This window comes from Telluria sp. GW821-FHT07G12, assembly GCF_059418525.1.
The window spans coordinates 939,898-966,467 of record NZ_JBWKQA010000002.1; the positions used below are offsets into that span (position 1 = coordinate 939,898).

Below are 26,570 nucleotides of genomic sequence, written 5' to 3' on the forward strand. Positions count from 1 at the left end.
CGTCCATGCAAACCAGCAACCCACCGAGCGTCCACACCGTCGTCTTCGACCTTGGCAACGTTCTTATCAGATGGGACCCGCGTGAGCTGTACAAGAAGATCTTCGCCGAGGACGAAGCGGCGATGGAACATTTTCTCAGCGAGGTGTGCAACAGTGAGTGGAACGGGCGGCAGGATTGTGGACGTTCATGGAAAGATGGGATTGCACTGGCGATTCAGCAGCATCCTTCGCATGAAGCGAACATCCGGGCCTATCATGAACGCTGGGAAGAAATGATCCCCGGCGCCATCGATGACACCGTCGACATCCTCGCGCAACTCCGCGCGCTCGACATTCGGCTGCTCGCCCTCACCAACTGGTCGGACGAAACCTTCCCCATCGCCCTGAGGCGCTTTTCGTTTCTCGAGTGGTTCGAGGGAATTGTCGTGTCTGGCCGAGAGCTGCTCGTGAAGCCGGATCCCGCGATCTTCAGGTTGCTGATCGATCGCTACAAGCTGGATCCCGGGGCCACCGTTTTCATCGATGACAGCATTCGCAATGTCCAGGCAGCCGTAGCGGAAGGCCTTCACGGCATTCACTTTCAAAACGCTGCGGAGCTACGCCGCGAATTGCGGGCCCTGGGTATTCCGCTGGCGCCTTAGTCCACGACTCGCTTGCCCAGGATAATCAGATCGCGCTCGATCCCATCCAGGTTGGCCACGCGCGGGAAATTCGCCCAGGTCTCGAAGCCATATTTGCGGAACAGGGCCAGGCTGGGCACGTTGTGCCCGAAGATGAAGCCAAGCAGCGTGTGGACCTTGATCTGAGGCGCAAAGGCCGTCGCCTGCTCCAGGCAGTAACGGCCGATACCCTTGCCGCGCCAGGCCTCGGCAATGTAGATGGAGACTTCGGCGGTGCCGGAATACGCCGGGCGGCCGTAGAAGTTCGAATAGGAGCACCAGCCGATCACGGCCGGTTTTTCGGACTTGTCCTCGGCATCATGGATCACCCACAGCGGCCGGCGGTCCGGCGCATGGTCGGCAAACCACTGTTCGCGCGACTGGACCGTGACCGGTTCCGTGTCCGCGGTGACTTCGCGCGAAGCGATGGTGGAGTTGTAGATGTCGACGATGACGGGCAGGTCTTCGATGCGGGCAATGCGATGGGTATAAGACGGCATAAATATTAGAGCGTATGGGTGGCGCGCGAGGACCGCAGCGCCGCGCCCAGGATTTCTTCGATGCGCAGCTTGGCGCGCTGGCCGGTTTCGTCGGCCGGGAAATGCACGCCGATGCCTTGTGCCTTGTTGTTGTTGGCGCCGGCCGGGGTGATCCAGGCGACCTTGCCGGCGATCGGGTATTTGTTGGGATCGTCCATCAGCGACAGGATCAGGTAGATCTCGTCGCCGATCTTGTAGGGCTTGTTGGTCGGCACGAACATGCCGCCGTTTTTCAGGAAAGGCATGTAGGCCGCGTACAGCGCCGCTTTCTCCTTGATGGCAAGCGAGAGCACGGACGGACGCGGCGCCTGGGGCGCGAGCGGAGCGTTCGGATCGGTGGGCAAGCTGTTCATTCACATCCTTCGTTCGGCGGCAGCCAGATCAGCCGGCGCAGCAGGCAGTGTAATCAAGCAACATATCTTCGACAAACAGTTTCGGCGACAGCGGATGGTCCGCCACCGCGCGCCGCTCGTTGGTCGACTTGATCGCCTGCATCAACTTGGCCGTGTGCACACGCCCGGCCAGGTTCGCAAGTTGCTGGCGATACCGCGGATAATAGCGGATCGTGCCAGAGAGCTTGTACGAAAAAACATCATACAACCACCGCTGCTGCCATGCGACGAGCGATGCCAGCGGCGCTTTGCTCAATTTGTCTGCAGCGCGCAACGCGGCGTCGACGCTGGGCTGGGCCAGGATTTGCAGCAGAGAATCGAGTTCCTCGCGGCTACCGGTTTCCGCCTGCACTAAAGCGGCCAGCGGCGCCCCGCCCTGCTCGCGCAGCCAGCCGTCGGCGTCCTGCACGCCCTGGGCTTGCAGCCAGGCCACGGCCTCGGCGTGATCCGGCATCGGCAGCGCGAACTTGCGGCAGCGCGACAGGATCGTCGGCAGCAGCCGGTCCAGGCCGTTTGAGGCCAGCAGGAAAACGGTGCCCGGCGGCGGTTCTTCCAGGGTCTTCAGCAGCGCGTTCGAGGACGGCATGTTGAGCGCCTCGGCCGGATATAGCACGACCACCCGCAAACCCTGGCGGTGGGTCGAGATGTTCATGAAGTCGCTGAGCGCGCGCACCTGCTCGATCTTGATGTCCTTCGAGGCCGTCTTCGAGGATTTCGATTTCTTGTCGCCGTCGCCGGCTTCCTCGCCTTCGGCTGCCGGCGCTTCGTCTTCCATCGCTTCCGGCCGCACGCGGCGGTAATCCGGGTGGTTGCCCTGGGCGAACCAGCCGCAGGAAGCGCACGCGCCGCAGGCGTGGCCGTCGGAGCGCACGTTTTCGCACAGCAGGGACTGGGCAAAGGCTTCGATGAAGTCGGCCTTGCCGATGCCGGCCGGGCCGTAGAACAGGATCGCATGCGGCAGGCGCGCGCGCATCTGCTGCAGCTGCGTCCAGGCCTGCTCCTGCCAGGGGTAGATCGGGGTGCTGCTCGTCACAAAAACTTCTCCAATGCCGCGCGCAGCTGGGCGCGGACTTCGTCGATCGAACGGGTCGAGTCGATCACCACGATGCGGCCGTTGCTCTCGGCCGCGCGGCGCAGGTATTCATTGCGGCAGCGCTCGAAGAAGGCTGCCTCTTCGGATTCGAACTTGTCCAGGGTGCGGGTAGCGTCCAGGCGCTCGCGCGCCACTTCCAGCGGCACGTCGAACAGCAGGGTCAGGTTGGGCTGCAGGCCCGGATGCACCCATTGCTCGAGCGCCTCGAGCTTGGGCAGCGGCAGGCCGCGGCCGCCGCCCTGGTAGGCGAAGCTGGCGTCGGTGAAGCGGTCCGACAGCACCCAGTCGCCGCGTCCCAGCGCCGGCCCGATGACCTGGGCCAGGTGTTCGCGGCGGCTGGCGAAGGCCAGCAGGGCCTCGGTGCCGACGTCCATCTTCTCGTGCAGCAGCAGGTGGCGCAGCTTTTCGCCCAGCGGCGTGCCGCCCGGCTCGCGGGTCGAAACCACGGTCTTGCCGGCGTCCTTCAGCAGGCCGGTGACGAAATCGATGTGCGTCGACTTGCCGGCGCCGTCGATGCCCTCGAAAGTGATGAAACGGCCGCGGGCCGAAGATTGTCCATTCATTTGGTCCCCTGGCGCTGGTACTGGTTGACTGCTTTGTTGTGCTCGTTCAGGTTGACCGAGAAATGGCTGGTGCCGTCGCCGCGCGACACGAAGTACAGGGCATCGGTCTTGGCCGGGGTCAGGGCCGCGGCCAGCGACTGCACGCCCGGCAGCGCGATCGGCGTCGGCGGCAGGCCGGCGCGCGTGTAGGTATTGTACGGGGTATCGGTCTCGAGATCCTTCTTGCGGATCTTGCCGTCGTATTTGTCGCCCATGCCGTAGATGACGGTGGGGTCGGTCTGCAGCAGCATGCCGGTCTTGAGGCGGTTGACGAACACACCGGCGATCATCGCGCGCTCGCTCTTCTGGCCGGTCTCCTTCTCCACCAGCGAAGCCATGATCAGGGCCTGGTAGGGGTCGGTGTACGGCAGGTTCGGCTCGCGCTTTTCCCAGGCCGCCTTCAGGCGCTTCATCATCATCTCGTGGGCCTGCTTGTAGATCTGCAGGTCGCTCGAGTTTTTCGCGAACAGATAGGTATCCGGGAAGAACAGGCCTTCCGGGGTCGCGTATTTACCGCTCGCCTCCGGCAGGATCTTCGCCAACAGCTCCTTGTCGGACAGCTTGGCCGTCTCGTGCTTGAGGTTGGGCGCGGCGTCGACCGTCTGGCGCATCTGGCGGAAGGTCCAGCCTTCGATGATGGTCAGCGATTCCTGCGCGAACTCGCCGCGGACCAGCTGGGTGATCAGCCGCCGCGGCGTGGTGCCCGGCTTCAGCTCGTAGCTGCCGGCCTTGATCTGGCTGGCCTTGCCGGTCACGCGCGCCAGCACGCCGAACAGGAAGCCGTTGACCGGCACGCCGGCGGTGGCCATCTGCTGGGCCGCGCCGGCCACGCCGCTGCCCTGGGCAATCGCGAAAGGAATGACGGGGCTTTCCGTCGAGGTGATAGGCTGGCCCGACCACCACTGGAAGCCGCCGACGGCCGCGACTGACACGATCACGCCCGTTACGATAAGTTTTCTTATTAGTGCCATAGAAACCTGGTTTTGCGCCGTGCCCGGCGCGATTTTGACGACAACTCTATAATGAGGCCGTAATGATAAAGCCTAAACAGGAAATTATTCTGAATTTATGAGTAACTGGATCGAACATCTCGCTTCTCTGGGCGCGCGCTTCCACCAGGATGAGGCCACGCAGATCGAAGACTTCGGCACGACGCTGTCCGCCGCCGCCCTCGCCGAGGGCGTGGTGGCCCCGGTGACCGACCTTGGCCTGATCGCCATCGCCGGCGACGACGCCGCCAGTTTCCTGCACAACCAGCTGACCAACGACGTCGAACACCTCGGCACGGACGAGGCCCGGCTGGCCGGCTATTGCACGCCGAAAGGCCGCCTGCAAGCCACCTTCCTGATGTGGCGCACCGGCCAGGACATCTTCCTGCAGCTGCCGCGCGCCATCCAGCCGCCCCTGCAAAAGCGCCTGACCATGTTCGTGCTGCGCTCGAAGGCCAAGCTGCGCGACGCCACCGAGGAGCCGGGCACCGCCGCCGTGCTCGGCCTGGCCGGCGCTAAAGCGGAAACCGCACTGCGCCGCCACGTCGAGTCGCTGCCCGCCGCGCCCTACGCCAAGGTCGACGGCCCCTTCGGCACCGTGCTGCGCCTGGCCGACGCCCTGAACGCCCCGCGCTACCTGTGGATCACCTCCGCCGAGACCGCGATCGCCGCACTGCCGCAACTGCGCGAGACGCTGGCGCTGGGCGGCAACGCGGCCTGGCACCTGGCCGAGATCCACGCCGGCGTGCCGCAGGTGACCCAGCCGACCCAGGAACAGTTCGTGCCGCAGATGATCAACTTCGAGCTGATCGGCGGCGTCAACTTCAAGAAGGGCTGCTATCCGGGCCAGGAAATCGTCGCCCGCAGCCAGTATCTGGGCAAGCTGAAGCGCCGCATGGTGCTGGCCAGCCTCCCCAACGCGGCCGCGCGCGCCGGCGACGAAGTCTTCTCCAGCGAGGACCCGGACCAGCCTTCCGGCATGATCGTCAACGCCGCGCCGAATGGTGTCGGCGGTGCCGATGCGCTGGTCGAGATCAAGCTGGCCGCGCTGGACCACGAAGTGCGCCACGGCTCGGCCGGCGGCACCGCGCTGTTCTTCCTGCCGCTGCCGTATGCAATCGATACGCCCGCGGCCTGAGCGCGTGATCACATGATCGACCTGTACGTCTATTACAAGGTGCGCGAGCTCGACGCGGCGGCGCTGGCGCCGCGCCTGCGCGCGATGCAGGCGGCGCTGGCCGCTGCGCACGGCGTCACCGCGCAGCTCAAGCGCCGTCCCGGCAGCAAGGATGGCCTGCAGACCTGGATGGAAGTCTATACGGGTGCGCCCGACAGCTTTGCCGACACGCTGGCGCAGGCTGCACTGGACGCCGGCCTGGACGCGCTCCCGGACGGCCCGCGCCGCGCCGAAATATTCGTCGACCTGAACCCGGAGATGGCGCCATGTGCCTGATCGTATTTGCCTGGCGCGTGATTCCCGGCCTGCCCGTGATCGCCTGCGCCAACCGCGACGAGTTCTATGACCGTCCCGCCACCCCGGCCGGCCCCTGGCCCGAGAACCCGGACATCATCGCCGGCCGCGATCTGCGCGGCGGCGGCAGCTGGATGGGCGTCACGCGCACGGGCCCGAACGGCCCCAAGTTCGCGGCGCTGACCAACATCCGCGCGCCTGACGAAAAACGCGGCGATGCGCCGACCCGCGGTGCGCTCGTGGCCGACTTCCTCAAGGGCGAGCTCGATGCGCCGGCCTACCTGGACCGCATTGCCGGCCGCGCCGCCGAATACAACGGCTTCAACCTGATCCTGGGCGACCGCGCAGGCCTGTACTGGTTCTCCAACCGCGCCGGCGCCGACCCGCGCAACGGCAAGCCTCTGGAGCCGGGCATCTACGGGGTCTCGAACGGCCTGCTGGACGCGCCCTGGCCCAAGGTCGTGCGCACCAAGGCGACCTTCGCCAGCCTGCTGCTGCAGGGCGCCCCGGAAGACGCCTATTTCGAGATGCTGGCCGACACCACCCGCGCCCCCGACCTGCGCCTGCCGGATACCGGCATGCCGATCGAAGTCGAGCGCGAGCTGTCCCCGGTCTGCATCGAGATTCCGGGCTACGGCACCCGCACCTCCACCGTGCTCAAGGTCTATCAGGACGACGAGCCGGAGCTGCGCGAGCGCATCCTGCGGCCCGAAGGCGTGGCCGCTGCCTGATTCGGCCCTCGCTACATTGAGGCGCGCCGGTCCCGGCGCGCCTTCCCCCTCGGATGGGGTCATTACAAATTAGTGACAAGGTTTTGCAATCCTCCACTGCTACGATTGTTTCCGTACAGCAATCATACTATGGAGGATGCACATGCAGACCAGACTGAAGAAAATCGCAGCGCTCACCCTGCTGGCCGCCGGCGCAGCGGCCGCCAGCCTGGCGCCGGCCCAGGCAGCCAACCTCACCGGCAAGTGGGTCGGCGGCTACTACGCCGGCTACTTCTGGGACAACGCCCTGTACCAGGCGCCCGAACACGTCGACATGAGCCACATGACCCACTTCGTGTTCGCCCGCATCGGCCCGGGCAGCGGCAGCAACGGCAAGCCGGCCGGCGAAATCGTGCTGGGCGGCGGGAATGCCCACCTAGAGCGCGACCGCGGCCCCGGCGCCGCCTACGACTGGACGGTCGAGGAATTCCTGGTCAAGCGCGCCCACCAGGCGAACATCAAGGCCCTGATCATGCTGGGCGGCGAAGGCGATAATGCAGGCTTCCTCGCATCGACCGCGGACGCGGTCCGCCCGGCCTTCGTGAAGAACCTGGTCGACTACATGGTCGCCAAGGACTACGACGGCATCGACGTCGACTGGGAAGGCATCGACGACAAGGCGACGCTCGAACAGGAGCGGCTCGAAAAGCTGATCCGGGAGCTGCGCAAGGAAGCCAATTCGCGCGAACGCTACCAGGCGAACCCGGTGATCATCACTTTCCCGGGCGGGAACAAGAACATCAACACCGACAAGGTGACGCCGCACGACCTGCGCGTGGCCGCCATGGTCGATCAGTACAACATCATGAGCTATGGCGTGGGCTGGTTCGGCCAGGGCTGGCACAGCAACACCTTCTCGCCGCTGACGGGCGCCACCGGCCACCGGCCGGTGTCGATCGCCAGCACGATCCAGATGTTCGTCGACGCCGGCGTGCCGCGCGAGAAGATGGGCCTGGGCCTGGGCTTCTACGGCGAAAGCTATGCGCCGCCCTTCACTGGCCCGAACCAGGATACCGACGGCGACCTGAGCAAGTGGTCGGTGACCGACTTCAAATGGAGCTGGACCCTGCTGAACAAGCTGGGCTACCTGAACCGCGGCATCTACGCCTGGGATGCGCCGACCCAGACCAGTTACCGCGTCTACCCGGGCGGCTATACCCCGGCCGAGCGCCCGGACACCGCCAGCGGCTACATCAGCTACGAGGAACCGGCGACCATCGCCGCCAAGGGCGCCTGGGCCAATTCGACCCGCGAGGGCGAAGGCGTCGGCGGCGCCGTGATCTGGCTGGTCAACTACGGCACCACGGACGGCGTCGACAACCCGCTGCTGACCGCCACCGCGCAAGCCTTCCTCGACCCTGGCGCGACCCAGGCCGGGCCCTACCCGAACCCGCTGCCGCCGCCCGCGCCGCTGAACCTGACGACCACGCTGGAGACGCCCAACGACTGGGGCAGCGGCTACTGCGGCACCATCACCGTCAAGAACGTGGGCGACCGCGCCGGCTGGTGGAAGGCCGAGATGCCCTTCAAGGACAGCATCACCTCGCTGTGGAACGCGAGCTATACGCTGACCGGCGGCAAGCTGACGATGGAAGGTCCGGCCTACAACCGCAAGCTGCATCCGGGCGAATCGACCCAGGTCGGCCTGTGTGCGACCCGCCCGGCCAAGCCGGTCGAGACCCCGCCGCCGCCGCCGGCAGGCGCGCTGCAGGCCAAGCTGATCGTCACCGGCGACTGGGGCTCGGGCTACTGCGCCAAGATCGCCGTCACGAACACCAGCACGGTGAAAGTGCAAAGCTGGAAGGTGGACGTGCCGAACGTGGCCGGGACCCTGAGCGGGATGTGGAACGGCAGCTATACGATGGATGGGACGACCATGCATCTGTCGCCGCCGGACTGGAACAAGGACCTGGCGCCAGGGGCGACCAACGAGGATGCGGGATACTGCGCCAGCCGCTAACCCGTCGTTCCCGCGCAGGCGGGAACCCATGCTGAGCTGGCCGAAGTCGCTACGTATGGAGGGGATAGTGCTGGGGGCACTATCCCCGCTTCCGCGGGGATGACGTCATCTGGCGTTCACGATTCTCTCTTCATGAACGGCGACTCGAACTGCTGCCGTCTCTCCATGGGCCGCGTCAACACCCGCACCGCCACCTCCAGCGGCACGCCGAGCTCCGCCAGCCGGCGTGCCGCGCTGGAGCGGCCGATGGCGTCCGTTTCGTGGATCACGGCCTCGATCATGAGGGCCTTCTTGTAATCGGTGCGTCGTTCCATCGAACGATGCTACCACGGTCAGCTCAGGCGGGGCGCTGCACCACGTCGAGGTAGACCGCGGCGTCCAGCGACAGCCCGGCCTTGACCTTCTGCGACAACTCGTCGATCAGCACCTCGCTCTTGCCCTCTTCCAGCGCCGCGTAGGCGCGCTCGACCACCTCCGCAGGCGCCAGCTTGGGCAAATCGATCCCGCGCGTCAGGTCGGTGTCGACGAAGCCCACGTGCAGGCCTAGCACCTGCGTGCCCTGTTCCTTCAGCGCGATGCGCAAGCCATTGTTCACGCTCCAGGCGGCCGACTTGGTGGCGGCATAGCCCGCCAGGCCCGGGGTGCTGATCCAGCTCGCCACCGACAGTACGTTCAGCAAAGCGCCGCCACGGTTCGCCGCCAGCACCGGCGCGAAGGCCTGGCTGACGCGCAGCATGCCGTACACGTTGGTGTCCATCATTCGCTGCATGGCGTCAACGCTGCCTTCGTCCAGCAGACTGCCGTCGGTCGCGATGCCGGCGTTGTTGATCACCAGCGTGACGTCGGGGCAGGCTGCGGCAAGTTCCGCCACCTGGGCCGGATCGGTGACGTCCAGCCGCACCGGCACCACGCCGGGCAGCGTGACCTTGCCCGGGTCGCGGGCGGCGGCGTAGACCTTGCGGGCGCCGCGGGCCAGGGCCTGGCGGGCGAATTCCTGGCCGAGGCCGCGGTTGGCGCCGGTGACGAGGACGATTGCATTGTCGAGTTTCATGGCTATCCCTTTCGATATGATGCTCATCATATTACTACTCAAAAAAATGCCGGGCCCGTGGGCGCGGCGTCCAGCGCCTCAGGCCTTCGCGGCCGGGCGGTCGTACTGGGCAAGCAGCGCCTCGCGGCACGCCTGCAATACCTCGTTTCCTTCCTCAGCCCCCAGAACCCTGGCCAGCTGGATCGCGCCGACCAGGCTCGCGGCGATTGCCCAGGCGCTGCCGGGCGGCGTCTCCGGGTTCAGGGTCCCTTCCACCATCCTGGCGAGGGCACGTACACGGCCCTGCGATACCTCGCGCAGCGCATCGCCCGCGCGCTGCATGTCCGAACTCACGGCCCCCACCGGGCAGCCGAGTTCCAGGGACTGCATGTGCGAGCCAGACAGGTATTCGCTGACCAGGGCGCCCAACGCGGACTCGCCCGCGTCCATGCGCGCCCGCATCCGTTCGCGCACATTCGCATTGCTCTGGCTGGCCGCATGCTCGAGGGCCTCGGCCAGCAGCGCGTCGCGCGATTCGAAGTGGGCATAGAAGCCGCCGTGGGTCAGGCCGGCTTCCTTCATCACATCGGCCACGCCGACGCCGGCAACGCCGGAACGGCGCACGGCGCGGGCTGCCGCGTCGAGGATGCGTTCGTGCGACTGCTGGTGGCGGGAGGTGCGGGTGGCGGACATGGCAGTGAACTCAAATATGATGAACGTCATATTAGACCCTAAAAGGCACCGGGTCAAGGCCGTTCACATCGCGCGCGGGGCCCGCCCGATTCCTGCCTGGACGCTGCTCAGCGGTCCGGGTCGTTACCTGTCGTGCCCGGCGCGGAAGTTCCGCCCGTGCCGCCCAGCCTGCCCTCGTCCGGGGTGCCGGCAGCGGAGTCGCCGCCGCGCGAGCGCGTGCTGTTATCGGCTTGCGAGTGGCCTTTCGGGAATACATTCGCTTCCGGTGAGCTGTGCACGAAGCCGCTCTCGCGTTTTTCGCCGGCGCCGGGGCCGCCCGTGTACTGGCCGGAACCCGACTGCGAGCCGGAGCCCGTATTGCCGCTCTGGCGATTCTGGCCGTCCTGCTCGAGCACGTCCTGTTTGCCTTGCTGTGCCTTGTCTTTGTTGTTTGCCATCATGTTCTCCTTGATACGGTTACCGATAGGCCAATGCTAGCGCTCTCGCACGGAGGCCGAATAGGATGACATCCATTACACGTGTAGGACGATCACGGGAGAACATCGGGAGCGGACTTCAGCTTTCGCACAGTCGGGCCTGCAAGGCCCAGCATCGTGCATGCCACCAGCGCCGCAGCCAGCGCAAGGCAGGCCTGGAATCCCTGGGACACCGCCGCCGGCGACGGTGCAGCGCTAGGGCCGGCGAAGTGCATGAACACCGCGCCCATGAGCCCCGTCCCTGTAAGCAGGCCAAGGTTGCGCGACAGGCCCAGCAAGCCGGAGACCAGGCCGCGCCGGCCCGGATCCGCGGCGTTCATCACGGCCGTGTTGTTCGATGCCTGGAATAGCGCATAGCCGGCAGTCAGCACCGCCAGCGATGCGGCATACCCGGCTGCCGTCAGCGGCGGAGCGATCCACAGGATGCTTGCGCCAAGCTCCATGCCCGCCAGGCCGGCCAGCGCGCATGGCGATGCGCCGTAGCGGTCGACCAAGCGGCCCGCCGGCCACCCGGCAAGCGCGGCGACAACGGGACCCGCGGCCATTGCCAGGCCCATTCGTCCGGCGCCAAGGCCCATGGCGTCGGAGAGGTAGAAGGGTCCCACCACCAGGGTTGCCATGACCACGGCCGTCGCCACCATATTTGCTGCGAAGCCCGCGGCCAGGGCCCGGTCGTGGAACAGGGCGAGGTCGACAAGCGGCGCCACGCTGCGCCGTTCGACACGGACGAACAGGAGGGCGCCGACTAGCGCAAGCAAAAGGAACAGCGGGCCGGCGTCGGTCCCCGGCGTCAAGGCAAGGGCATAGGCTGTCAAGGCCGCACCGAGCAGCAGCGTGCCGCAAAGGTCGAAGCGAGCCTGGCCGGGTTCCGCGCTGTCGGACGGCAGGCAGCCCGCGACGCCGAGCAGCGCTGCCACGCCGAGCACGGACTGCAGGAGGAAGACGGACTGCCAGCCACAGGCGCCGACCAGCGCGCCGCCCACGGGCGGGCCCAGCGCCGTCCCGGCCGCCGAGACCGTGCCGAGCAGTCCCATCGCCCTCCCGGTCGCCTCCCCCGGCAGCGCATCCCTCGCGGCCGCCATCGTCAGCGCCATCATCGCCGCCGCGCCGACGCCCTGCAGCGCACGTGCGGCCGCCAGCAGCGGCAGTGCCGGCGGCAGGGCGCACAGTGCCGCCGAGGCACTGAACACGAACAGCCCGGCCAGCAGCAGGCGCTTCCTGCCGAACAAATCGCCCAGGCGCCCTGCCGCAACCACGAGCGAAGAAACGCCCAACAGATAGGCCAGCACTACCCACTGGACCGTTCCCAGCGGCGCGTGGAAGCTGCGCGCCAGCGCCGGCAGGGCCACGTTGGCAATACTGGTCCCCAGCGAGGACAACAATGCGGCCAGCGCCAGGCTGGCTAAGGCGCTCCTGCGCGTTTTCATGCTCATGCTCTGCTCCCTTGATGGATGAAGAGAGCCTAAACCGCGCCATGACATGGCGGAAGGTGCAGCATTTGCAGCAAATACCTGCATACGACGCCATGTATGCCGTCGGGCGTGCTATCGTTCGGCCATGTCGCCCCCCGATCTCAATCTCCTGATCACGCTGGACGTCCTGCTTGCGGAAGGCAATGTCGCACGGGCCGCCCGGCGGCTCGGCCTCAGCGCCTCTGCCATGAGCCGCGCCCTCGCGCGCCTGCGGGAAACCTGCGGCGATCCGCTGCTGGTGCGCGCCGGCCGCGGCCTGGTGCCGACACCCAGGGCAATCGAACTGCGTGCACGTGTCGGCAGCGTGGCCGAGGAAGCGAAAGCCATGCTCAGCCCTGCCGTTCCGCTCGACCTGGGCACACTGAAGCGCAGCTTCACGCTCCGTACCAGCGATGGCTTCGTCGAGAATTTCGGCGCGGCGCTGATCGCGCGCGTCGCCGCCGATGCGCCCGGCGTGCGCCTGCGCTTCATGCTGAAGCTCGACAAGGACAGCACGCTCCTGCGGGACGGCAGCGTCGACCTCGAAACCGGGGTCGTCGGCGGCGACGCCAGCCCCGAGCTGCGGACCCGCATCCTGTTCCGGGACAGTTTCGTCGGCGTGACGCGGATAGACCATCCCCTCGCCGACGGTGAGGTGACGCCGGCGCGCTATGCGGCCGCAAGCCACGTGCTGGTATCGCGGCGCGGCCGCGAACGCAATGCCGTCGACGAGGTCCTGGAGGGACTGGGCTTGCAGCGCCACATCGCGGTGACCGTCGGCGGCTTCGCGGACGCCCTCGCGCTCGCGCGCGGCTCGGCCCTTGTCGCCACCGTGCCGGCGCTGCATACCGGGCGCCTGCGGGACGGCATGCACAGCTTCGCCTTGCCGTTCGAACTGCCCGGCATCGCGGTATCGATGCTGTGGCATCCGCGCATGGACGCGGACCAGGCCCACGCCTGGCTGCGTGGCCTGCTGCTCGAGCTCAGCGCCTCTGCACGCCCGCCTTCAACATCTGCGTAAGCTGCGGCGTCGCCGCATACGGATCCGCCGGCGGCTTCGCGTGCAGGATCGCATCCATGCGCTCGCCCACGGCGGCCAGCAACTGCGGATGCGAGTAGATATAGAAGCGTCCCTCGCGGACCCCGTCGAAGGTGATGCGCGCCACGTCCGCGGCCGAGACCTTGCCGGAATCGACCGCCTTGCTCACCAGGGTGTGCGCCGCCTGCTGGCTGGCCGTCGGCCCCTCGTGGGTGGCCAGCTCGTGCGGACGGTGGGCCTCCGAGTGCGCGATCCCGGTCGGCACGAAGTACGGGCACAGCACCGATGCCTGGACCGGGGAATCGACCAGGCGCAGGTCGTGGTACAGGGTCTCGCTGAGCGACACCACCGCGTGCTTGCTGACGTTGTAGACGCCCATCGCCGGCGGATTCAGCAGCCCCGCCATCGAGGCGATGTTGACGATGTGCCCCTCGTAGCCGGGATCCTTGCGCGCGCACTCGAGCATGATCGGGGTGAACACGCGCACGCCGTGGATCACACCCCACAGGTTCACGCCCAGCACCCATTCCCAGTCGGCCTCGCTGTTTTCCCAGATCAGGCCGCCCGCGGCGACGCCGGCGTTGTTGAATACCAGGTGCACGCCGTGGAAGCGGATCATCGCGGCATCGGCCAGTTCCTCGACGTGCTCGCGCTTGCTCACGTCGACGACCATCGAAATCACCTCGGCGCCCCCGGCCTGCAATTCCCCGGTGGCGCGTTCCAGCGCCTTGGCGTCGACGTCGGCCAGCACCAGTTTCATGCCCAGGCTTGCCGCGGTATTGGCGAACTCGCGCCCCAGGCCGCTCGCTGCGCCGGTGATGACGGCGACCCGTCCTTCGAACTGCTTCATGTTTCCTCCCCGCGCCGCGCGCTCAGACGCTTGATACGCCGCCATCCACCGCCAGCACCTGTCCCGTGATGTGCTTGCCCGCATCGGACGCGAACAGCAGCACCGCGCCCTTCAGGTCTTCCTCGTCGCCGAGGCGCGCCAGCGGCGCCTGCTGCGCCAGCGTCTCCGCGCCGATCGATGCCAGTATGCCCTTGGTCATCTTCGATGGGAAGAAACCCGGGGCGATCGCGTTCACGTTGATGCCGTAGCGCCCCCACTCGCCGGCCAGGGTGCGGGTAAAGTTGATCAGCGCCGCCTTCGAGCTGTTGTAGGCGATGGTCTGCATGGCGCCCGGCGGGTTGCCGGCCAGGCCGGCAATGGAGGCGATGTTGACGATGCGCCCGCGCCCACGCGGAATCATCGATTGCTTGCCGATGGCCTGGCACAGTAAAAAGACGCTGCGCACGTTCAGGTTCATGACCTTGTCCCAGGCCTCGACCGGATAATCCTCGGCCGGCGCGCCCCAGGTGGCGCCAGCATTGTTGACCAGGATGTCGACCTGGCCCAAGTGCGCCAGCGCCGCATCGGCGAAGGCCTGGACGCCGGCCTGGTCGCCGAGGTCGGCAGCAATCGGCGTCGCCTCGATTCCGCGTTCCTTCAAATGGGCGCAGGCTTCGTCGAGCTCGGCCTGCTTGCGCGAAGCGATCACCAGGCGCGCGCCCTGCTCGCCCAGCGCCTCTGCCATCTGCAGCCCCAGGCCGCGCGAGCCGCCGGTGACGATGGCGGTCCGGCCCGCCAGCGAAAAGAGTTCCTTTACCGTGCGCATCGCCGCCCCTTCAGACTTCGTAATCCATGCACTGGCGCGCTTCGCGGATCGCGCCGATGAAGGGCACCAGCGCGTGGTGGGTCGGGTGCTTGGCGTAGGCTTCGAGCGCCGCCTTGTTCTCGAACTCGGAGTACAGCACCACATCGTAGGTCGCTTCCAGCCCCGGCTGGGCCAGCGTGACTTCGAACTTGAGGATGCCCGGCACGATGTGCGCACATTCGTCGAGGCGGCGCTTCATCTCGCGCGCGTTGGCGGCGCGGTCCGCGCCTTCGGCATGTTCCTTCAGTTTCCACATCACGATGTGCTTGAGCATGGTTTTGTTTTCCTTCTTTTGAGTGATCGAACAGACAGCATCGAGCATAACGCTTCGCTGCCGGGATGGCGAGTGCGGCCGGATTTGCCGCCCTGCTCATCCTGGTGGCGGGGTTTTGGTTTGTTTGTTGCCGTCTGTCGGTTAGTTGCAAAATAGTCTCAAAGCGAAGGCGGGAACGGCGCCGCCGCATGCCACTTGGACGCGCACTGCTGCCGTTTGCATCGGTCCTCGGTTAGTTGCAAAATATGGCATGAACAAACTCGCCGCCTGGGACGCCAATCCCGTCAAAAGCTTCGCCGCCTTCGTCGCCTCGCCCGACTTCGTGCTGACTTCGAGCCGGCAGCGCGACCTGATTCCGAAGCCGGTCTCGCCCGAGTCCGCGGCCATCTACCGCTTCATGTTCGGGAAGTTCGCCGCCTGGATGCTGGAGGAGCGCCTGAAGATCTCGACCGTCACCGCGCGCGACCTGCACCGTTTCGTCCAGCTGGCCCATGACGGCCACCGCGACCTGAACAGCAAGATCGCCTACCGCTACCTGCGCCTGCTGGAGCGCTGCTACGAGTACCTGGAGCGGTCGCCGAACCCGGCGCGCGACGCCATCGTCGGCATCGACCGCGCCCAGATCACCCGCGACGCGCCGATGGCGGCCCTGAACGCCGACGAACTGCAGCGCTTCCTCGCCGCCCTGCCCGGCCAGCCTGCCGACGACGAGGGCAAGGCCTCCGGCTGGAAGCGCCGCCGCGACCGTGCGATGCAGGTGACCATGGCGCTGGCCGGCCTGCGCGTGGCCGAGGCGATCGGCCTGCTGGTCGACGAGATCGGGCGGCAAAAGGATGTCGAAGGCGGCATCGCCTTGACGATCACGCCCGAGCACAAGCACCGCACCAGCTACGAGCACACCACCACCTTGCCGAAGGAAGGCGTGGCCGAGCTGACGGCCTGGCTCGAGGAACGCCAGGAGCTGAAGATTCCCGGCGAGCTGGTGTTCCCGGCCAACCTGGAAGGCGAGCCGCTGCACAAGGCCACCGTCTACCGCCAGGTGAAGGCGACTTTCGAGCGCGCCGGCCTGGCCGTGCCGCGCGCCGGCGGGCGCACCCTGCGCAATACCTTCGCCTCACAGCAACTGCGCCAGGGAACGCCACAGAGCGAACTGAGTACCACCTTGGGCCTCGCGCTCGAACGTTCCGCCGAAGCTTATAAGTACGCCAAGGTAAACGAGGAAACCTCCGCGCTGGATGCCGGTCCAACTGCCAAGGACGCCTGATTTGACCCCCTGTGCATGGGGACGCCGCAAGACGGTCGCTCTGTAAGTTTCGTGTAAGTTTGGAGCAAGCATCGCGTAAGTTTCGCGGTGCAGAGTCGCTGCCGTAGCTGGCGTAAATATCGGCTATCCATTGAACATTACAACTCATTACGGAGACTACAATGGCTATCACACCCGGCATGGCAGCAGGCGGCAAGGCAGCGCCTTCCGCTGGCGGAATGACCAGGGAAGAACGCAAGGTCATCTTCGCGTCCTCCCTCGGCACCGTCTTTGAATGGTACGACTTCTACCTGTACGGCTCGCTTGCCGCCGTCATCGCCAAGCAGTTCTTTACCGGCGTCGGCGATCCCACCACCGGCTTCATCTTCGCCCTGCTGGCCTTTGCCGCCGGCTTCATCGTGCGCCCCTTCGGCGCGCTCGTGTTCGGCCGCCTCGGCGACATGATCGGGCGGAAGTACACCTTCCTGGTCACCATCCTGATCATGGGCGGCTCGACCTTCGTGGTCGGCCTGCTGCCCGGCTACGCCTCGATCGGCATCGCGGCGCCCATCATCCTCGTCTCGCTGCGCATCCTGCAGGGCCTGGCCCTTGGCGGCGAGTACGGCGGCGCCGCCACCTACGTCGCCGAACACGCGCCGGAAGGCCGCCGCGGCTACTTCACCGCCTGGATCCAGACCACCGCCACGCTGGGCCTGTTCCTGTCGCTGCTGGTGATCCTGGGCGTGCGTACCTCGATGGACACCGCCGCCTTCGACGCCTGGGGCTGGCGCATTCCCTTCCTGGTCTCGGTCCTGCTGCTCGGCATCTCGGTGTGGATCCGCCTGTCCATGAACGAGTCGCCCGCCTTCGCCAAGATGAAGGCGGAAGGCAAGACCTCGAAGGCGCCGCTGTCTGAAGCTTTCCTGAAATGGAATAACGCCAAGTACGCCGTGCTGGCGCTGGGCATCGTGATGGGCCAGGCCGTGGTCTGGTACACCGGCCAGTTCTACGCCCTGTTCTACCTGACCCAGACCCTGAAGATCGACCCGGCGCCGGCCAACATCATGCTGGCGGTCGCGCTGGCCCTGGCCACGCCCTTCTTCATCTTCTTCGGCTCGCTGTCGGACCGCATCGGCCGCAAGCCGATCATCCTGGCCGGCTGCCTGATCGCGGCCCTGACCTACTTCCCGCTGTTCAAGGGCCTGACCACCTATGGCAACCCGGCGCTGGCCAACGCCCTGGCGACCTCGCCGGTGGTGGTGGTGGCCGACCCGGCGTCCTGCAACTTCCAGTTCAAGCTGACCGGCACCGAGAAATTCCCGTCCTCCTGCGACATCGCGACCGCCCAGCTGACCGCCGCATCGGTCAGCTACACGATCCAGCCGGCGCCGGCCGGCACCATCGCCGCCGTCCACATCGGCGACAAGGTCTACCCGTCCTTCAACGCCACCATGAACGAAAGCGGCCGCGACTTCGACAAGGCCAGCAAGGCCCGCGAAGCCGCACTGAAGAAAGACCTGGGCGCCGGCGTCAAGGAAGCCGGCTATCCGGCCAAGGCCGACCCGGCCGGCATCAACAAGCCGATGGTCGTGCTGCTGCTGTTCGTGCTGGTGCTGTACGTGACCATGGTCTACGGCCCGATCGCGGCCATGCTGGTCGAGATGTTCCCGACCCGCATCCGCTACACCTCGATGTCCCTGCCCTACCACATCGGCAACGGCTGGTTCGGCGGCCTGCTGCCGACCATCTCCTTCGCGCTGGTGGCGGCCAAGGGCGACATCTACTACGGCCTGTGGTATCCGATCGTGATCGCGGCAATCACCGTGGTGATCGGGCTGGTGTTCCTGCGCGAGACCAAGGACAACAATATCTACGCGGCCGACTGACCGGCCTGCGTGTGCAAAAAAGCCGCCTTCGGGCGGCTTTTTTCATTGTGGCTGCGGTACGCGGCTCCAGCTGCGCATCCTGAACGCCGCCCAGGCCGTCAACAAGGCCCCCGCCACCAGCACCAGCCGGGTATCGAACAGGGTCAGCACCGCCCCCGCCGCCGCCATCAGGATGTTGGCCAGGCAGAAGGTCGTCGACAGCAGGCCCATTACCGCGCCCTGGCCGTGGCCGCCGAAGCGGTCTGCCGCCCACACCTGGATCACCGCGTTGTAGCAGGCGTGCGGCAGACCGAACAGCATGATGCCGGCCAGGCCGATCCACAGCTGGCCCGTACCCAGCGAGGCGATCGCCAGCGCCACGCCGAGGGCCAGAAAGGCGGCGCGGCGCAGTGGCTCGTCACGATTTTGCCGTCCGGCAAAAACAGCCGTAAAGCTCATCAGCCCGCACATGCCGACGTTGACCAGCGAGATCGCGCGCGTATCGTAGCGGCCGACCTCGACCAGCCACAGCGGATAGAACTCGTAGAAGGCGGTCACGCCGCAGGTATAGGCCAGCTGGACGATGAAGAGCATGCGCAGGCCGTCGTGGCGCAGCAGGTTGAAGGCATGGCGCTCGCGCGCCACCGCCCACCAGCCCGGCCCGTGGCCGAACGTCTCGCGCCGCAGCGTGATCGCCACCAGCACCGTGCCCAGCAGCAGCGCGGCAGCGGCAATATAGAACGGCACCGTGATGCCGAAACCGATGGTGAGCCCGGCCAGCAGCGGCCCGAACAGCCAGCCCAGGGTGAAGCAGCCGTTCAGCCAGGACATGGCGTGGTTGCGTATCGAGCCCTGCAGATTATCGGCCAGCATGGCGCGCACGATGGCGCCCTGGCCTTCGAGCAGGCCGGTGGCGAAGCGCGCCGCCAGGAAAAGCGGATAGGAATGCACGGACAGCGCCCAGGCCGTCAGCACGTGGCCGATCGCGGCGCCGGCCGCGGTCCACAGCAGCAGGGGCCGGCGGCCGAAGCGGTCCGACAGCGAACCGAGGACGGCAGTGCCGATCAGCAGCCCGACCGGATTGACCATCAGGGCGACGGCGAACAGCAGCTTGGGCGGCAGGCCGAGGAAGTTGGTGAGACCGTCCGCGCCGCCGTTCACGAACAGCGGCGGCAGGATAGGATAAGGCAGCGAAGCGCCGGTCGTCGACAGCAGGCCGAGCAGGCAGGCGGTCGCGATCAGGAGGGCATTTTTCACGTGAGGCTCGGTATCGTCGGGACACCGAGCCTAACATGGAGCAATCCATGCCCGCATCAAGGGCATAGCCGCCCGCTCAGGCGTTGAAACCGCGCCCCTCTTCCGCCAGCTTGCGCAGCAGGGCCGCCGGCGCCCATGCCTCGCCATGGTAGCCGCGCGCATACTTCTCGATCGCGGCCAGCACGGCCGGCAGACCCACCGTGTCGGCATAGAACATCGGTCCGCCGCGGTAGAGCGGGAAGCCGTAGCCGGCCAGGTAGACCATGTCGATGTCCGAAGCGCGCAGTGCGATGCCTTCTTCCAGGATCTTCGCGCCCTCGTTCACCAGCGCATAGACCAGGCGCTCGACGATCTCCTCGTCCGAAATCGCGCGGCGCTCGACGCCGAGGTCTTTCGAATGCTGGACGATCATGTCGTCCACAAGCTGCGACGGATGCGCGCTGCGGTCGCCGGCCTGGTAGTCGTACCAGCCGGCCCCTAGCTTCTGGCCGAAGCGGCCCTGCTCGCACAGCAGGTCGGCGGTCTTCGAATAGGCCACATCAGGCATCTCGACGTAGCGGCGCTTGCGGATGTACCAGCCGATGTCGTTGCCGGCCAGGTCGCCCATGCGGAAAGGTCCCATGGCGAAGCCGAACTTCTCGATGGCCTGGTCGACCTGCTGCGGCAGCGCGCCTTCGTCCAGCAGGAAGCCGGCCTGGCGGATGTACTGCTCGACCATGCAGTTGCCGATGAAGCCGTCGCAGACGCCGGACACCACGCCCGTCTTCTTGAGCTTCTTCGACAGCGCCAGAGCGGTCGCCAGCACGTCCTTGCCGGTCTGCGCGCCGCGCACGATTTCCAGCAGCTTCATCACGTTGGCCGGGCTGAAGAAATGCAGGCCGATCACGTCCTGCGGGCGTTGGGTGAAGCCGGCGATGCGGTTCAGGTCCAAGGTCGAGGTGTTCGACGCCAGGATCGCGCCCGGTTTCATCACGGCGTCCAGCTGGCGGAACACGGTCTCTTTCACGCCCATGTCCTCGAACACGGCTTCGATCACGATGTCGGCCTGAGCGATGTCTTCATACGCCAGCGTGCCCTTCACCAGCGCCATGCGCTGCTCGCACTTCTCAGCGGTCAGCTTGCCCTTCCTGACCGTGTTCTCGTAGTTCTTGCGGATCGTGGCCAGGCCTTTGGCAAGCAGCTCCTGCTTCGTCTCGAGGATGGTGACCGGGATGCCGGCGTTCGCGAAGTTCATCGCGATGCCGCCGCCCATGGTGCCGGCGCCGATCACGGCGGCGGACTTGATCTCGCGGACAGGCGTATCGGCCGGGACGTCGGGGATCTTGCCGGCGGCGCGCTCCGCGAAGAAGGAGTGGCGCAGCGCCTTCGATTCGACGGTCTGGGTCAGGTGGATGAAGCGCGAACGCTCGAACTTGCAGCCTTCCTCGAAGGGCATGTTGACCGCGGCGGCGATGGTCTCGACGCATTCGAGCGGCGCCGGGAAGGCGCCGGCCGCGGCTTTCACTTTCGCGCGCGCGGCGTTCAGGAAGGCCTCCGCGTCCGCGTGTTCGACCTTGCGGTCGCGGACTTTCGGCAGCGGACGCACGTCGGCGATCTTACGCGCGAATTCGGCGGCAGCCGGCACCAGGTCGGTCCCGGCCGGGAACACTTCGTCGAAGAGCGTGCCGGCAAACTTCTCGGACGGCACCGGATTACCGGAGACGATCATCTCGAGCGCCGCCTCCAGGCCGATCACGCGCGGCAGGCGCTGGGTGCCGCCGGCGCCCGGCAGCAGGCCCAGCTTCACCTCCGGCAGCGCGATCTGTGCGCCCGGCACCGCCACGCGGTAGGCGCAACCCAGCGCCAGTTCCAGGCCGCCGCCCATGCAGACGCTGTGGATCGCGGCGACCACCGGCTTCGATAGCCCTTCGGCGGTGCGGATCAGGGTGTGCAGGGTCGGCTCGGTCAGGGCTTTCGGCGAATTGAATTCGCGGATGTCGGCGCCGCCCGAGAAGGCCTTGCCGGCGCCGGTGATGACCACGGCTTTGACCTCCGGATCGGCTTCGGCGCGCTGCAGCGCCTCGACGGCGGCGGTACGCGTGGCCAGTCCGAGGCCGTTGACCGGCGGGTTGTTCAAGGTAATGACGGCGGCATGGTTCTGGACCTGGTAATCGGCGCTCATGGGTCTCCCTTAGACTTGATATAGGTATATTGGAAAGGCAGCGAACACTATAACCGATTAAAAGTACGGTCGTGTTATTTCGTGCTATGCCGTCCCATACAGCAGAAAGGGCACGCCATTTTCGTCCGGTTCCAGCAAGCGCTCGTAGCGCAGACCGAGCTTTTCCAGCACGCGGCCGGAAGCCGGATTCTCCGGGTGGACGGTGCCGACGATGCGTTCCAGGCCCAGTTCGCCTGCACCATATGCCATGAGCGGTCGCGCGCTCTCGGTGGCATAGCCCTTGCCCCAGCAATCCGGCAGGAAGCGGTAGCCGATGTCGGCCGCGCCCAGCGCCTCGACGTATTTGAGCCCGCTGAAGCCGACCAGGCGTCCGCTGCTCTTCTCGATGACCGCCATGCGGCCATAACCATGCACGGCGTAGTCGCGCAGCGGACGGGTACGCAGGATCTCGCGCGCTTCCTCGACCGACGCAACCGGCACGTCCCCGGTGTAGCGGATGATCTCCGGCAGCGTGATCAGCGGCAGCCAGGCTTCGGCGTCGTCGAGGGTGAAGGGGCGCAGGATCAGGCGTCCGGTGTCAATGGTCCGCGGCGCCGCGCCGGCGCGGAGGCCACTCGCTTTATCGTTTTGCGTCACGTTAAATCAATCCTGTGCAATATGGATCTTGGCCTTCACATGCTTCAGGCTCGCCACGATGGTAAAGGTCATGATCACCAGCAGCGACCATGAACTCCACTTGCTGATGTGGACCGCCGACCATGCGCCCAGCTGGTTCGGATAGCGCCACACGCCCCAGAAGGTGCCGATGTTCTCGGCCATCCAGATGAAGAAGCCGGTCAGCACGAAGCCCAGCATCAGCGGCATGCGGCGGTCGCGGTCGAGCGGCCGGAACACGACCGTCGTGCGCGAATACAGGCCGAGCGCGCAGGCCGCCAGGTACCAGCGGTAATCGCCGATGTAGTGGTGGGTGAAGAAGTTCACGTAGATCAGCACCGCGATCGTGGTCGCCATCCAGTACGGCGGATGATGGCGCACGCGGATGTCCAGCAGGCGCCAGGCCTGCACGATGTAGCTGCCGATGGCGGCGTACATGAAGCCCGAGAACAGGGGCACGCCGAAGACCTTGGTGTAGCCGAAGTCCGGGTAGCTCCAGGACTGGATATTCCCCGATACCTTGAAGGCTTCGAGCGCGAAGCCGACCGCGTGGAACAGGCAGACGGCCTTCAGCTCGTCCCAGGTCTCCAGCTTCACGCGCACCATCCACAGCTGGATCGCAATCGCCACCACCAGCAGCAGGTCGTAGCGCGGAATGCCGAGCAGGCCGCCGCGCGGCATCAGGAAGATGGCGGCGAAGAACAGGCCGACGAACAGGCAGGCGCGCGCCTCCTTGATCCCGAACCAGAAGAATTCGACCAGGCCGCGCCGCAGGCCGGCCAGGGACCGCGGACGGTCGTCCATCAGGAAGCTGTCGATTGCTGAGAGCATGGGCGTGGATGATGGTAAGGGTCAGGCGCGTGCGCGCTTGCGGTACTGCGCGGGCGACTCGCCCACCAGCTTGCGGAAATCGGCGCTGAAATGGGCCTGGTCGAAGTAGCCCAGCTCGTGGGCCAGCGCCGCCAGGTCTGGTTCGATGCCGTTGGCCAGCCGGTCGGCGGCTTCGTGCAGGCGGAAGCGCCGGATCACCCACTTCGGGCTGACGCCGAGGTACTCGCTGAACAGCTGCTGCAGGCTGCGCACGCCCATGGCCGCATGCTCGGCCAGCTGCTCGACCTGGGTCAGGCCCGGCGTCGTTTCGGCCTGGCGCAAAATGGCGGCGATGCGCTCGACCTGCGGATCGGGCGCCGGCAGCAATGGCAGCAGCAGGCGGGTGGCGGCGGCCGTCATCGCCGCGTCGTCGGGCGTCTCCAGCACGGCGCGCCTGGCCTCGGCCTCAATCCAGGGAAAAACGCTGGACAGCGCCAGCACCTGGTCGGCGATGCTGTGCTGCGGCCGCCCGATAAAGGCGCGGAAGGCGCCGGGCCGGAAGCGCAGACCGCAGACCTTGCCGGCGCCTTTCAGCTCGTAGTCGAAGGCGCCGGTGGGCACGCCCCAGATGCCGCAGCGGCCGTCCGGCGTGCTGTCGAACACCAAATGCACGCAGGGATACGGGAGCGTGCGCTGCACATGGGGCGGCTGATCGCCGAGGTCCCATTCCACCACCCAGAAATGGTCGAGGAAGGGGGCGAGTTCGGGCGGAGGCAGGTAGCGCTCCATGCGGAACATCTTGCGCGCCTGCGAGGGCGCGACCACCCCTTTCGGGCGGTCCTGGACGGTGGCCGGTGCGTTCATCGGGTGCTCATCGGGGTCGATGCCATGATTCTAGCATTCGCGTTTTTCCAAGACGACAAGTTTTGACCGCCCTATGCTGGAGGTCCCAACAATCGCACGAGGATTCCATGAACCGCGCCATCACCCTGTTCCACGCTCCCCACTCGCGCTCCGGCGCCGTCCGCATCCTGCTCGAAGAGCTGGGCGCTCCCTACACGCTGGAGACCGTGAACCTGAAAGCCCAGGACACCCACACCCCGCGCTACCTGGAAGTGAACCCGATGGGCAAGGTGCCCGCCATCCTCAACGGCGAGGTGCTGGTCACCGAGCAGGCCGCCATCATGATCTACCTGGCCGACCTGTTCCCGCAAGCCGCACTGGCGCCCGCCCTGGACGACCCGCTGCGCGGCCCCTGGCTGCGCTGGATGGCCTTCTACGGCAACTGCTTCGAACCGGCGGTGGTCGACCTGGCCATGAAGCGCGAGCCGGCGCCCTTCTCGACCTGCCCCTACGGCGACTACGACACCATGCTGTCCACGCTGACGCAGCAGCTGCGCCGCGGTCCCTGGCTGCTCGGCGAGCGTTTTACGGCCGTCGACGTCCTGTGGGGCTATGCGCTGGGCTGGACCAGCGCTTTCAAGCTGGTCCCGGAGCTGCCCGAAATCACGCAGTACCTGGAGCGCTTCAATGCGCGCCCGGCAGTGCAGCGCGTGACGGCGCTGGACGCCGAACTGGCGGCGGCGCAGGCGGCCTGATCTTCAGGCCGCCGCCTTCGCAGCCGCAGGCGCCGCCGCCGCGAACCCGCGCGCCGCGCGCGGCTGCAGCACCATCAGCGACAGCAGCGCCGGCACGCCCACCAGCAGGCAGGCCAGGCACCAGGCCAGGCGTGCCCGCGGACCCAGCTTGGCACGGCGGGTCCACCAGACGGCCCCCAGCACAGCGGCCAGCGCCAGCACGATGGTCGCCGTCCACGCCGGCGCGGGACGCGGCAGCAGCAGCGGCGCGAAGCGGCTGGCGGCGTGATCGGGCACCACGCCTTTCTCGATCAGGATCCCGGGCAGGCTGACCACCGCGTTCAGCACCGGCGACACCCACCAGTCCTTGTGCTCGAACAGGACCGGAAAATCGTGCGCCAGCTCGCGCCGGCCGACTTCCGTGACGCGGCCGGCGCCGTCGACCACGTAGGTGATCTGCGGCGTGGCCACTACTCCGTCGTAGCGCCGCTTGCCGGCGACGAAGCTGACCAGGGTGCTGTCCGCCAGCTGCGCAGACTCGACCCGTTCCAGGTCGCCGAAGGGCACCGGCAGCGGGATCTCGGCGAGCTTCGCCGGCTGACCGCCGCTGTCCTGCAACACCAGCACGCGGCGGTTGGTCAGCAGCGCGGTGCGCGAACCGAGCGTCGCGATACCGCCGCCAAGCTGCTCGGCGCCCTCCACGTGCAGCAGGTGGCGCAGTGCCATGCCGCCCTGCCCCAGCTCGTACATGTCGTGGGCGGTCACCAGATAGCCGCGGCGCTGGTTCGTGATCGGTACCGGCTGCGAATCGAAGGGCAGCGCATCGCCTCTGCCGCCGGCACCGAGCCAGCCGGCGGTAGCGCCGGTGCGGCGATGCAGGCCGCTGTACATCATGCGGTCGTGACTGAAAGTCCAGTTGTGCTGATGGTCGTCGAAGACCTGCAGCGCACCGCGGGTCGAGACCAGGTTGCGCACCGCGTACTGGTAGACGTTCGGCCCGAGGGAAATCCCCTTGCCTGCTTCCACGCCGGCGCGCAAGGCGGGCGCGCGCGGGTCGGTGCTGTCCGCCAGGCCGGCAAGCAGGACTTCGCGCGAGTCGAAGCGCCTGGCCTCCACCAGGCCGCCGGCGCGCACCTGCCCGTCCGCAAGCGGGTGCATGCCGGTCGCCATTTGCCCCACCTGGAACAGGGTCGAGCCGCCCCACAGCAGCGCGATGTAGAAACTCAGCTGGATAGGCACGGCCGAGGCGACGATCGTCAGCGCATCGTCGCCGCTGCTGCGGTTGGGACGGAACACCGTGTACACGAGGAATAGCAGCACGCCGTTGCACGCCAGCGCCAGCGCCAGCATGGTCTCGAAGCGCGCCAGGTGCATGGTCATGAGGATCGGCAACACCAGAATCACGAAGGCCCAGCGGCTGCGGTGCAGCATGATGTAGGCGCCGGCCAGCCAGCTCGATATCGTCGACAGGGCCAGGTAGCCGATGCCGGCGTAATGGCGGGTGTCGACCACGCGCAGGGTGAAATAATCCTGCAGACCCAGCAGGATGAACAGCGGCAGCGCCATCGCCAGCGCGATCAATACCACCGACCCCAGGGCGATCCCCGCCAGGATCTGCGCGCGGTGCAGCGGCCGGTGCTGCAGCCAGATCCAGCGGCTGGGCTGGCGGTAGCTGCCGAACTGGTAGAGCGCGAAGCCCAGCCCGGACAGCGAATAGAGAAGCAGCATCACGATATGCACCTCGCGCTGGGCGGTGGCGATATCGACGAACTGGTTCAACACCGACACCAGCACCAGGCTGGCGGCAAAGTAGATCAGAGCCGCATTGCGGAAGCGGCGCAGCTCGGAAAGGAAAAGTTCGGTCATCGTGA

The 26,570-nt window shown here is 66.8% G+C and carries 28 protein-coding genes; 9 read left to right on the forward strand and 19 right to left on the reverse strand.

What is annotated here, in order from left to right; genetic code table 11:
• Nucleotides 1-5: 5 nt before the first annotated feature.
• Nucleotides 6-641 (forward strand): HAD family hydrolase, encoded by a 636-nt coding sequence (locus AC07PE_RS12220; RefSeq protein WP_498764627.1) that lies wholly within the window; start codon nucleotides 6-8, stop codon nucleotides 639-641.
• Here the strand turns inward: AC07PE_RS12220 and AC07PE_RS12225 are convergent.
• The 5 genes from AC07PE_RS12225 to mltG are packed head-to-tail and all read right to left on the reverse strand — an operon-like array spanning nucleotide 638 to nucleotide 4,256.
• Nucleotides 638-1,159, reverse strand: a complete 522-nt coding sequence (locus AC07PE_RS12225) for a GNAT family N-acetyltransferase (protein WP_498764629.1) — start codon at nucleotides 1,157-1,159, stop codon at nucleotides 638-640. The genes AC07PE_RS12220 and AC07PE_RS12225 overlap by 4 nt on opposite strands.
• Nucleotides 1,160-1,164: 5 nt before the next feature.
• The gene (locus AC07PE_RS12230) at nucleotides 1,165-1,551 is read right to left on the reverse strand and encodes a PilZ domain-containing protein (protein ID WP_230023003.1); all 387 of its coding nucleotides are present in this window, start codon (nucleotides 1,549-1,551) and stop codon (nucleotides 1,165-1,167) included.
• Between the two features lie 28 nt (nucleotides 1,552-1,579).
• Nucleotides 1,580-2,623 carry a DNA polymerase III subunit delta' gene (locus AC07PE_RS12235; protein ID WP_498764631.1) on the reverse strand — a complete coding sequence of 348 codons (1,044 nt, stop codon included), beginning with the start codon at nucleotides 2,621-2,623 and terminating at the stop codon, nucleotides 1,580-1,582.
• Nucleotides 2,620-3,246 (reverse strand): dTMP kinase, encoded by a 627-nt coding sequence (gene tmk, locus AC07PE_RS12240; protein ID WP_498764633.1) that lies wholly within the window; start codon nucleotides 3,244-3,246, stop codon nucleotides 2,620-2,622. The genes AC07PE_RS12235 and tmk overlap by 4 nt, the downstream gene beginning before the upstream one ends.
• Nucleotides 3,243-4,256 carry an endolytic transglycosylase MltG gene (gene mltG, locus AC07PE_RS12245; RefSeq protein ID WP_498764635.1) on the reverse strand — a complete coding sequence of 338 codons (1,014 nt, stop codon included), beginning with the start codon at nucleotides 4,254-4,256 and terminating at the stop codon, nucleotides 3,243-3,245. Before mltG ends, tmk begins: the two co-directional genes overlap by 4 nt.
• A gap of 97 nt (nucleotides 4,257-4,353) precedes the next feature.
• On the opposite strand from mltG, the gene ygfZ reads away from it, so the two are divergent.
• From ygfZ to AC07PE_RS12265, 4 genes are all read left to right on the forward strand, one after another.
• Nucleotides 4,354-5,412 (forward strand): CAF17-like 4Fe-4S cluster assembly/insertion protein YgfZ, encoded by a 1,059-nt coding sequence (ygfZ, locus tag AC07PE_RS12250; protein WP_498764637.1) that lies wholly within the window; start codon nucleotides 4,354-4,356, stop codon nucleotides 5,410-5,412.
• 12 nt (nucleotides 5,413-5,424) lie between these two features.
• Nucleotides 5,425-5,727 (forward strand): DUF4936 family protein, encoded by a 303-nt coding sequence (locus AC07PE_RS12255; RefSeq protein WP_498764639.1) that lies wholly within the window; start codon nucleotides 5,425-5,427, stop codon nucleotides 5,725-5,727.
• Nucleotides 5,718-6,476, forward strand: a complete 759-nt coding sequence (locus tag AC07PE_RS12260; RefSeq protein ID WP_498764641.1) for an NRDE family protein — start codon at nucleotides 5,718-5,720, stop codon at nucleotides 6,474-6,476. The genes AC07PE_RS12255 and AC07PE_RS12260 overlap by 10 nt, the downstream gene beginning before the upstream one ends.
• Nucleotides 6,477-6,618: 142 nt before the next feature.
• A complete protein-coding gene (locus AC07PE_RS12265; protein ID WP_498764644.1) occupies nucleotides 6,619-8,475 on the forward strand; it encodes a cellulose binding domain-containing protein in 1,857 nt (618 codons plus the stop codon).
• 116 nt (nucleotides 8,476-8,591) lie between these two features.
• Here the strand turns inward: AC07PE_RS12265 and AC07PE_RS12270 are convergent, their stop codons facing one another.
• The 5 genes from AC07PE_RS12270 to AC07PE_RS12290 form a co-directional block, all read right to left on the reverse strand.
• Nucleotides 8,592-8,789, reverse strand: a complete 198-nt coding sequence (locus tag AC07PE_RS12270; protein WP_498764646.1) for a hypothetical protein — start codon at nucleotides 8,787-8,789, stop codon at nucleotides 8,592-8,594.
• 23 nt (nucleotides 8,790-8,812) lie between these two features.
• Nucleotides 8,813-9,526, reverse strand: a complete 714-nt coding sequence (locus AC07PE_RS12275; protein WP_498764648.1) for an SDR family oxidoreductase — start codon at nucleotides 9,524-9,526, stop codon at nucleotides 8,813-8,815.
• A 78-nt stretch (nucleotides 9,527-9,604) separates the two neighbouring features.
• Nucleotides 9,605-10,198 carry a TetR/AcrR family transcriptional regulator gene (locus AC07PE_RS12280; protein WP_498764650.1) on the reverse strand — a complete coding sequence of 198 codons (594 nt, stop codon included), beginning with the start codon at nucleotides 10,196-10,198 and terminating at the stop codon, nucleotides 9,605-9,607.
• A gap of 107 nt (nucleotides 10,199-10,305) precedes the next feature.
• A complete protein-coding gene (locus tag AC07PE_RS12285; protein ID WP_498764652.1) occupies nucleotides 10,306-10,635 on the reverse strand; it encodes a hypothetical protein in 330 nt (109 codons plus the stop codon).
• A 92-nt stretch (nucleotides 10,636-10,727) separates the two neighbouring features.
• Nucleotides 10,728-12,107 (reverse strand): MFS transporter, encoded by a 1,380-nt coding sequence (locus AC07PE_RS12290; protein ID WP_498764654.1) that lies wholly within the window; start codon nucleotides 12,105-12,107, stop codon nucleotides 10,728-10,730.
• A 124-nt stretch (nucleotides 12,108-12,231) separates the two neighbouring features.
• Between AC07PE_RS12290 and AC07PE_RS12295 the strand changes: the two genes are divergently transcribed.
• On the forward strand, nucleotides 12,232-13,146 hold the full coding sequence (locus AC07PE_RS12295; RefSeq protein ID WP_498764656.1) for a LysR family transcriptional regulator: 915 nt from the start codon (nucleotides 12,232-12,234) through the stop codon (nucleotides 13,144-13,146).
• Here AC07PE_RS12295 and AC07PE_RS12300 read toward each other — a convergent pair.
• From AC07PE_RS12300 to AC07PE_RS12310, 3 genes are read right to left on the reverse strand one after another with little or no spacing between them, the layout of a single operon-like run.
• A complete protein-coding gene (locus AC07PE_RS12300) occupies nucleotides 13,109-14,014 on the reverse strand; it encodes an SDR family oxidoreductase (RefSeq protein WP_498764658.1) in 906 nt (301 codons plus the stop codon). The genes AC07PE_RS12295 and AC07PE_RS12300 overlap by 38 nt on opposite strands.
• 22 nt (nucleotides 14,015-14,036) lie before the next feature.
• The gene (locus AC07PE_RS12305; protein WP_498764660.1) at nucleotides 14,037-14,819 is read right to left on the reverse strand and encodes an SDR family oxidoreductase; all 783 of its coding nucleotides are present in this window, start codon (nucleotides 14,817-14,819) and stop codon (nucleotides 14,037-14,039) included.
• A 10-nt stretch (nucleotides 14,820-14,829) separates the two neighbouring features.
• Nucleotides 14,830-15,132: a Dabb family protein gene (locus tag AC07PE_RS12310; RefSeq protein ID WP_498764662.1), complete on the reverse strand. Its 303-nt coding sequence runs from the start codon at nucleotides 15,130-15,132 to the stop codon at nucleotides 14,830-14,832.
• Nucleotides 15,133-15,382: 250 nt separating this feature from the next.
• Here AC07PE_RS12310 and AC07PE_RS12315 point away from each other — a divergent pair, with 250 nt between their 5' ends.
• Nucleotides 15,383-16,396 (forward strand): tyrosine-type recombinase/integrase, encoded by a 1,014-nt coding sequence (locus AC07PE_RS12315; protein WP_498764664.1) that lies wholly within the window; start codon nucleotides 15,383-15,385, stop codon nucleotides 16,394-16,396.
• 161 nt (nucleotides 16,397-16,557) lie between these two features.
• Nucleotides 16,558-18,261 (forward strand): MFS transporter, encoded by a 1,704-nt coding sequence (locus AC07PE_RS12320; RefSeq protein WP_498764666.1) that lies wholly within the window; start codon nucleotides 16,558-16,560, stop codon nucleotides 18,259-18,261.
• 42 nt (nucleotides 18,262-18,303) lie between these two features.
• Here the strand turns inward: AC07PE_RS12320 and AC07PE_RS12325 are convergent, their stop codons facing one another.
• The 5 genes from AC07PE_RS12325 to AC07PE_RS12345 all read right to left on the reverse strand — a co-directional run bounded on the left by AC07PE_RS12325 (nucleotide 18,304) and on the right by AC07PE_RS12345 (nucleotide 23,986).
• On the reverse strand, nucleotides 18,304-19,497 hold the full coding sequence (locus tag AC07PE_RS12325) for an MFS transporter (protein WP_498764668.1): 1,194 nt from the start codon (nucleotides 19,495-19,497) through the stop codon (nucleotides 18,304-18,306).
• A gap of 76 nt (nucleotides 19,498-19,573) precedes the next feature.
• Nucleotides 19,574-21,658: a 3-hydroxyacyl-CoA dehydrogenase NAD-binding domain-containing protein gene (locus AC07PE_RS12330; protein WP_498764670.1), complete on the reverse strand. Its 2,085-nt coding sequence runs from the start codon at nucleotides 21,656-21,658 to the stop codon at nucleotides 19,574-19,576.
• 84 nt (nucleotides 21,659-21,742) lie between these two features.
• On the reverse strand, nucleotides 21,743-22,294 hold the full coding sequence (locus tag AC07PE_RS12335) for a GNAT family N-acetyltransferase (protein WP_498764674.1): 552 nt from the start codon (nucleotides 22,292-22,294) through the stop codon (nucleotides 21,743-21,745).
• Between the two features lie 6 nt (nucleotides 22,295-22,300).
• Nucleotides 22,301-23,143, reverse strand: a complete 843-nt coding sequence (locus tag AC07PE_RS12340) for a DUF817 domain-containing protein (RefSeq protein ID WP_498764675.1) — start codon at nucleotides 23,141-23,143, stop codon at nucleotides 22,301-22,303.
• Nucleotides 23,144-23,164: 21 nt separating this feature from the next.
• On the reverse strand, nucleotides 23,165-23,986 hold the full coding sequence (locus tag AC07PE_RS12345; protein ID WP_498764677.1) for a DUF6597 domain-containing transcriptional factor: 822 nt from the start codon (nucleotides 23,984-23,986) through the stop codon (nucleotides 23,165-23,167).
• A gap of 107 nt (nucleotides 23,987-24,093) precedes the next feature.
• Between AC07PE_RS12345 and AC07PE_RS12350 the strand changes: the two genes are divergently transcribed.
• Nucleotides 24,094-24,720, forward strand: coding sequence for a glutathione S-transferase family protein (locus tag AC07PE_RS12350; protein WP_498764679.1), 627 nt, complete (start codon nucleotides 24,094-24,096; stop codon nucleotides 24,718-24,720).
• Between the two features lie 3 nt (nucleotides 24,721-24,723).
• Here the strand turns inward: AC07PE_RS12350 and AC07PE_RS12355 are convergent, their stop codons facing one another.
• On the reverse strand, nucleotides 24,724-26,565 hold the full coding sequence (locus tag AC07PE_RS12355) for a hypothetical protein (RefSeq protein ID WP_498764681.1): 1,842 nt from the start codon (nucleotides 26,563-26,565) through the stop codon (nucleotides 24,724-24,726).
• Nucleotides 26,566-26,570 lie beyond the last annotated feature (5 nt).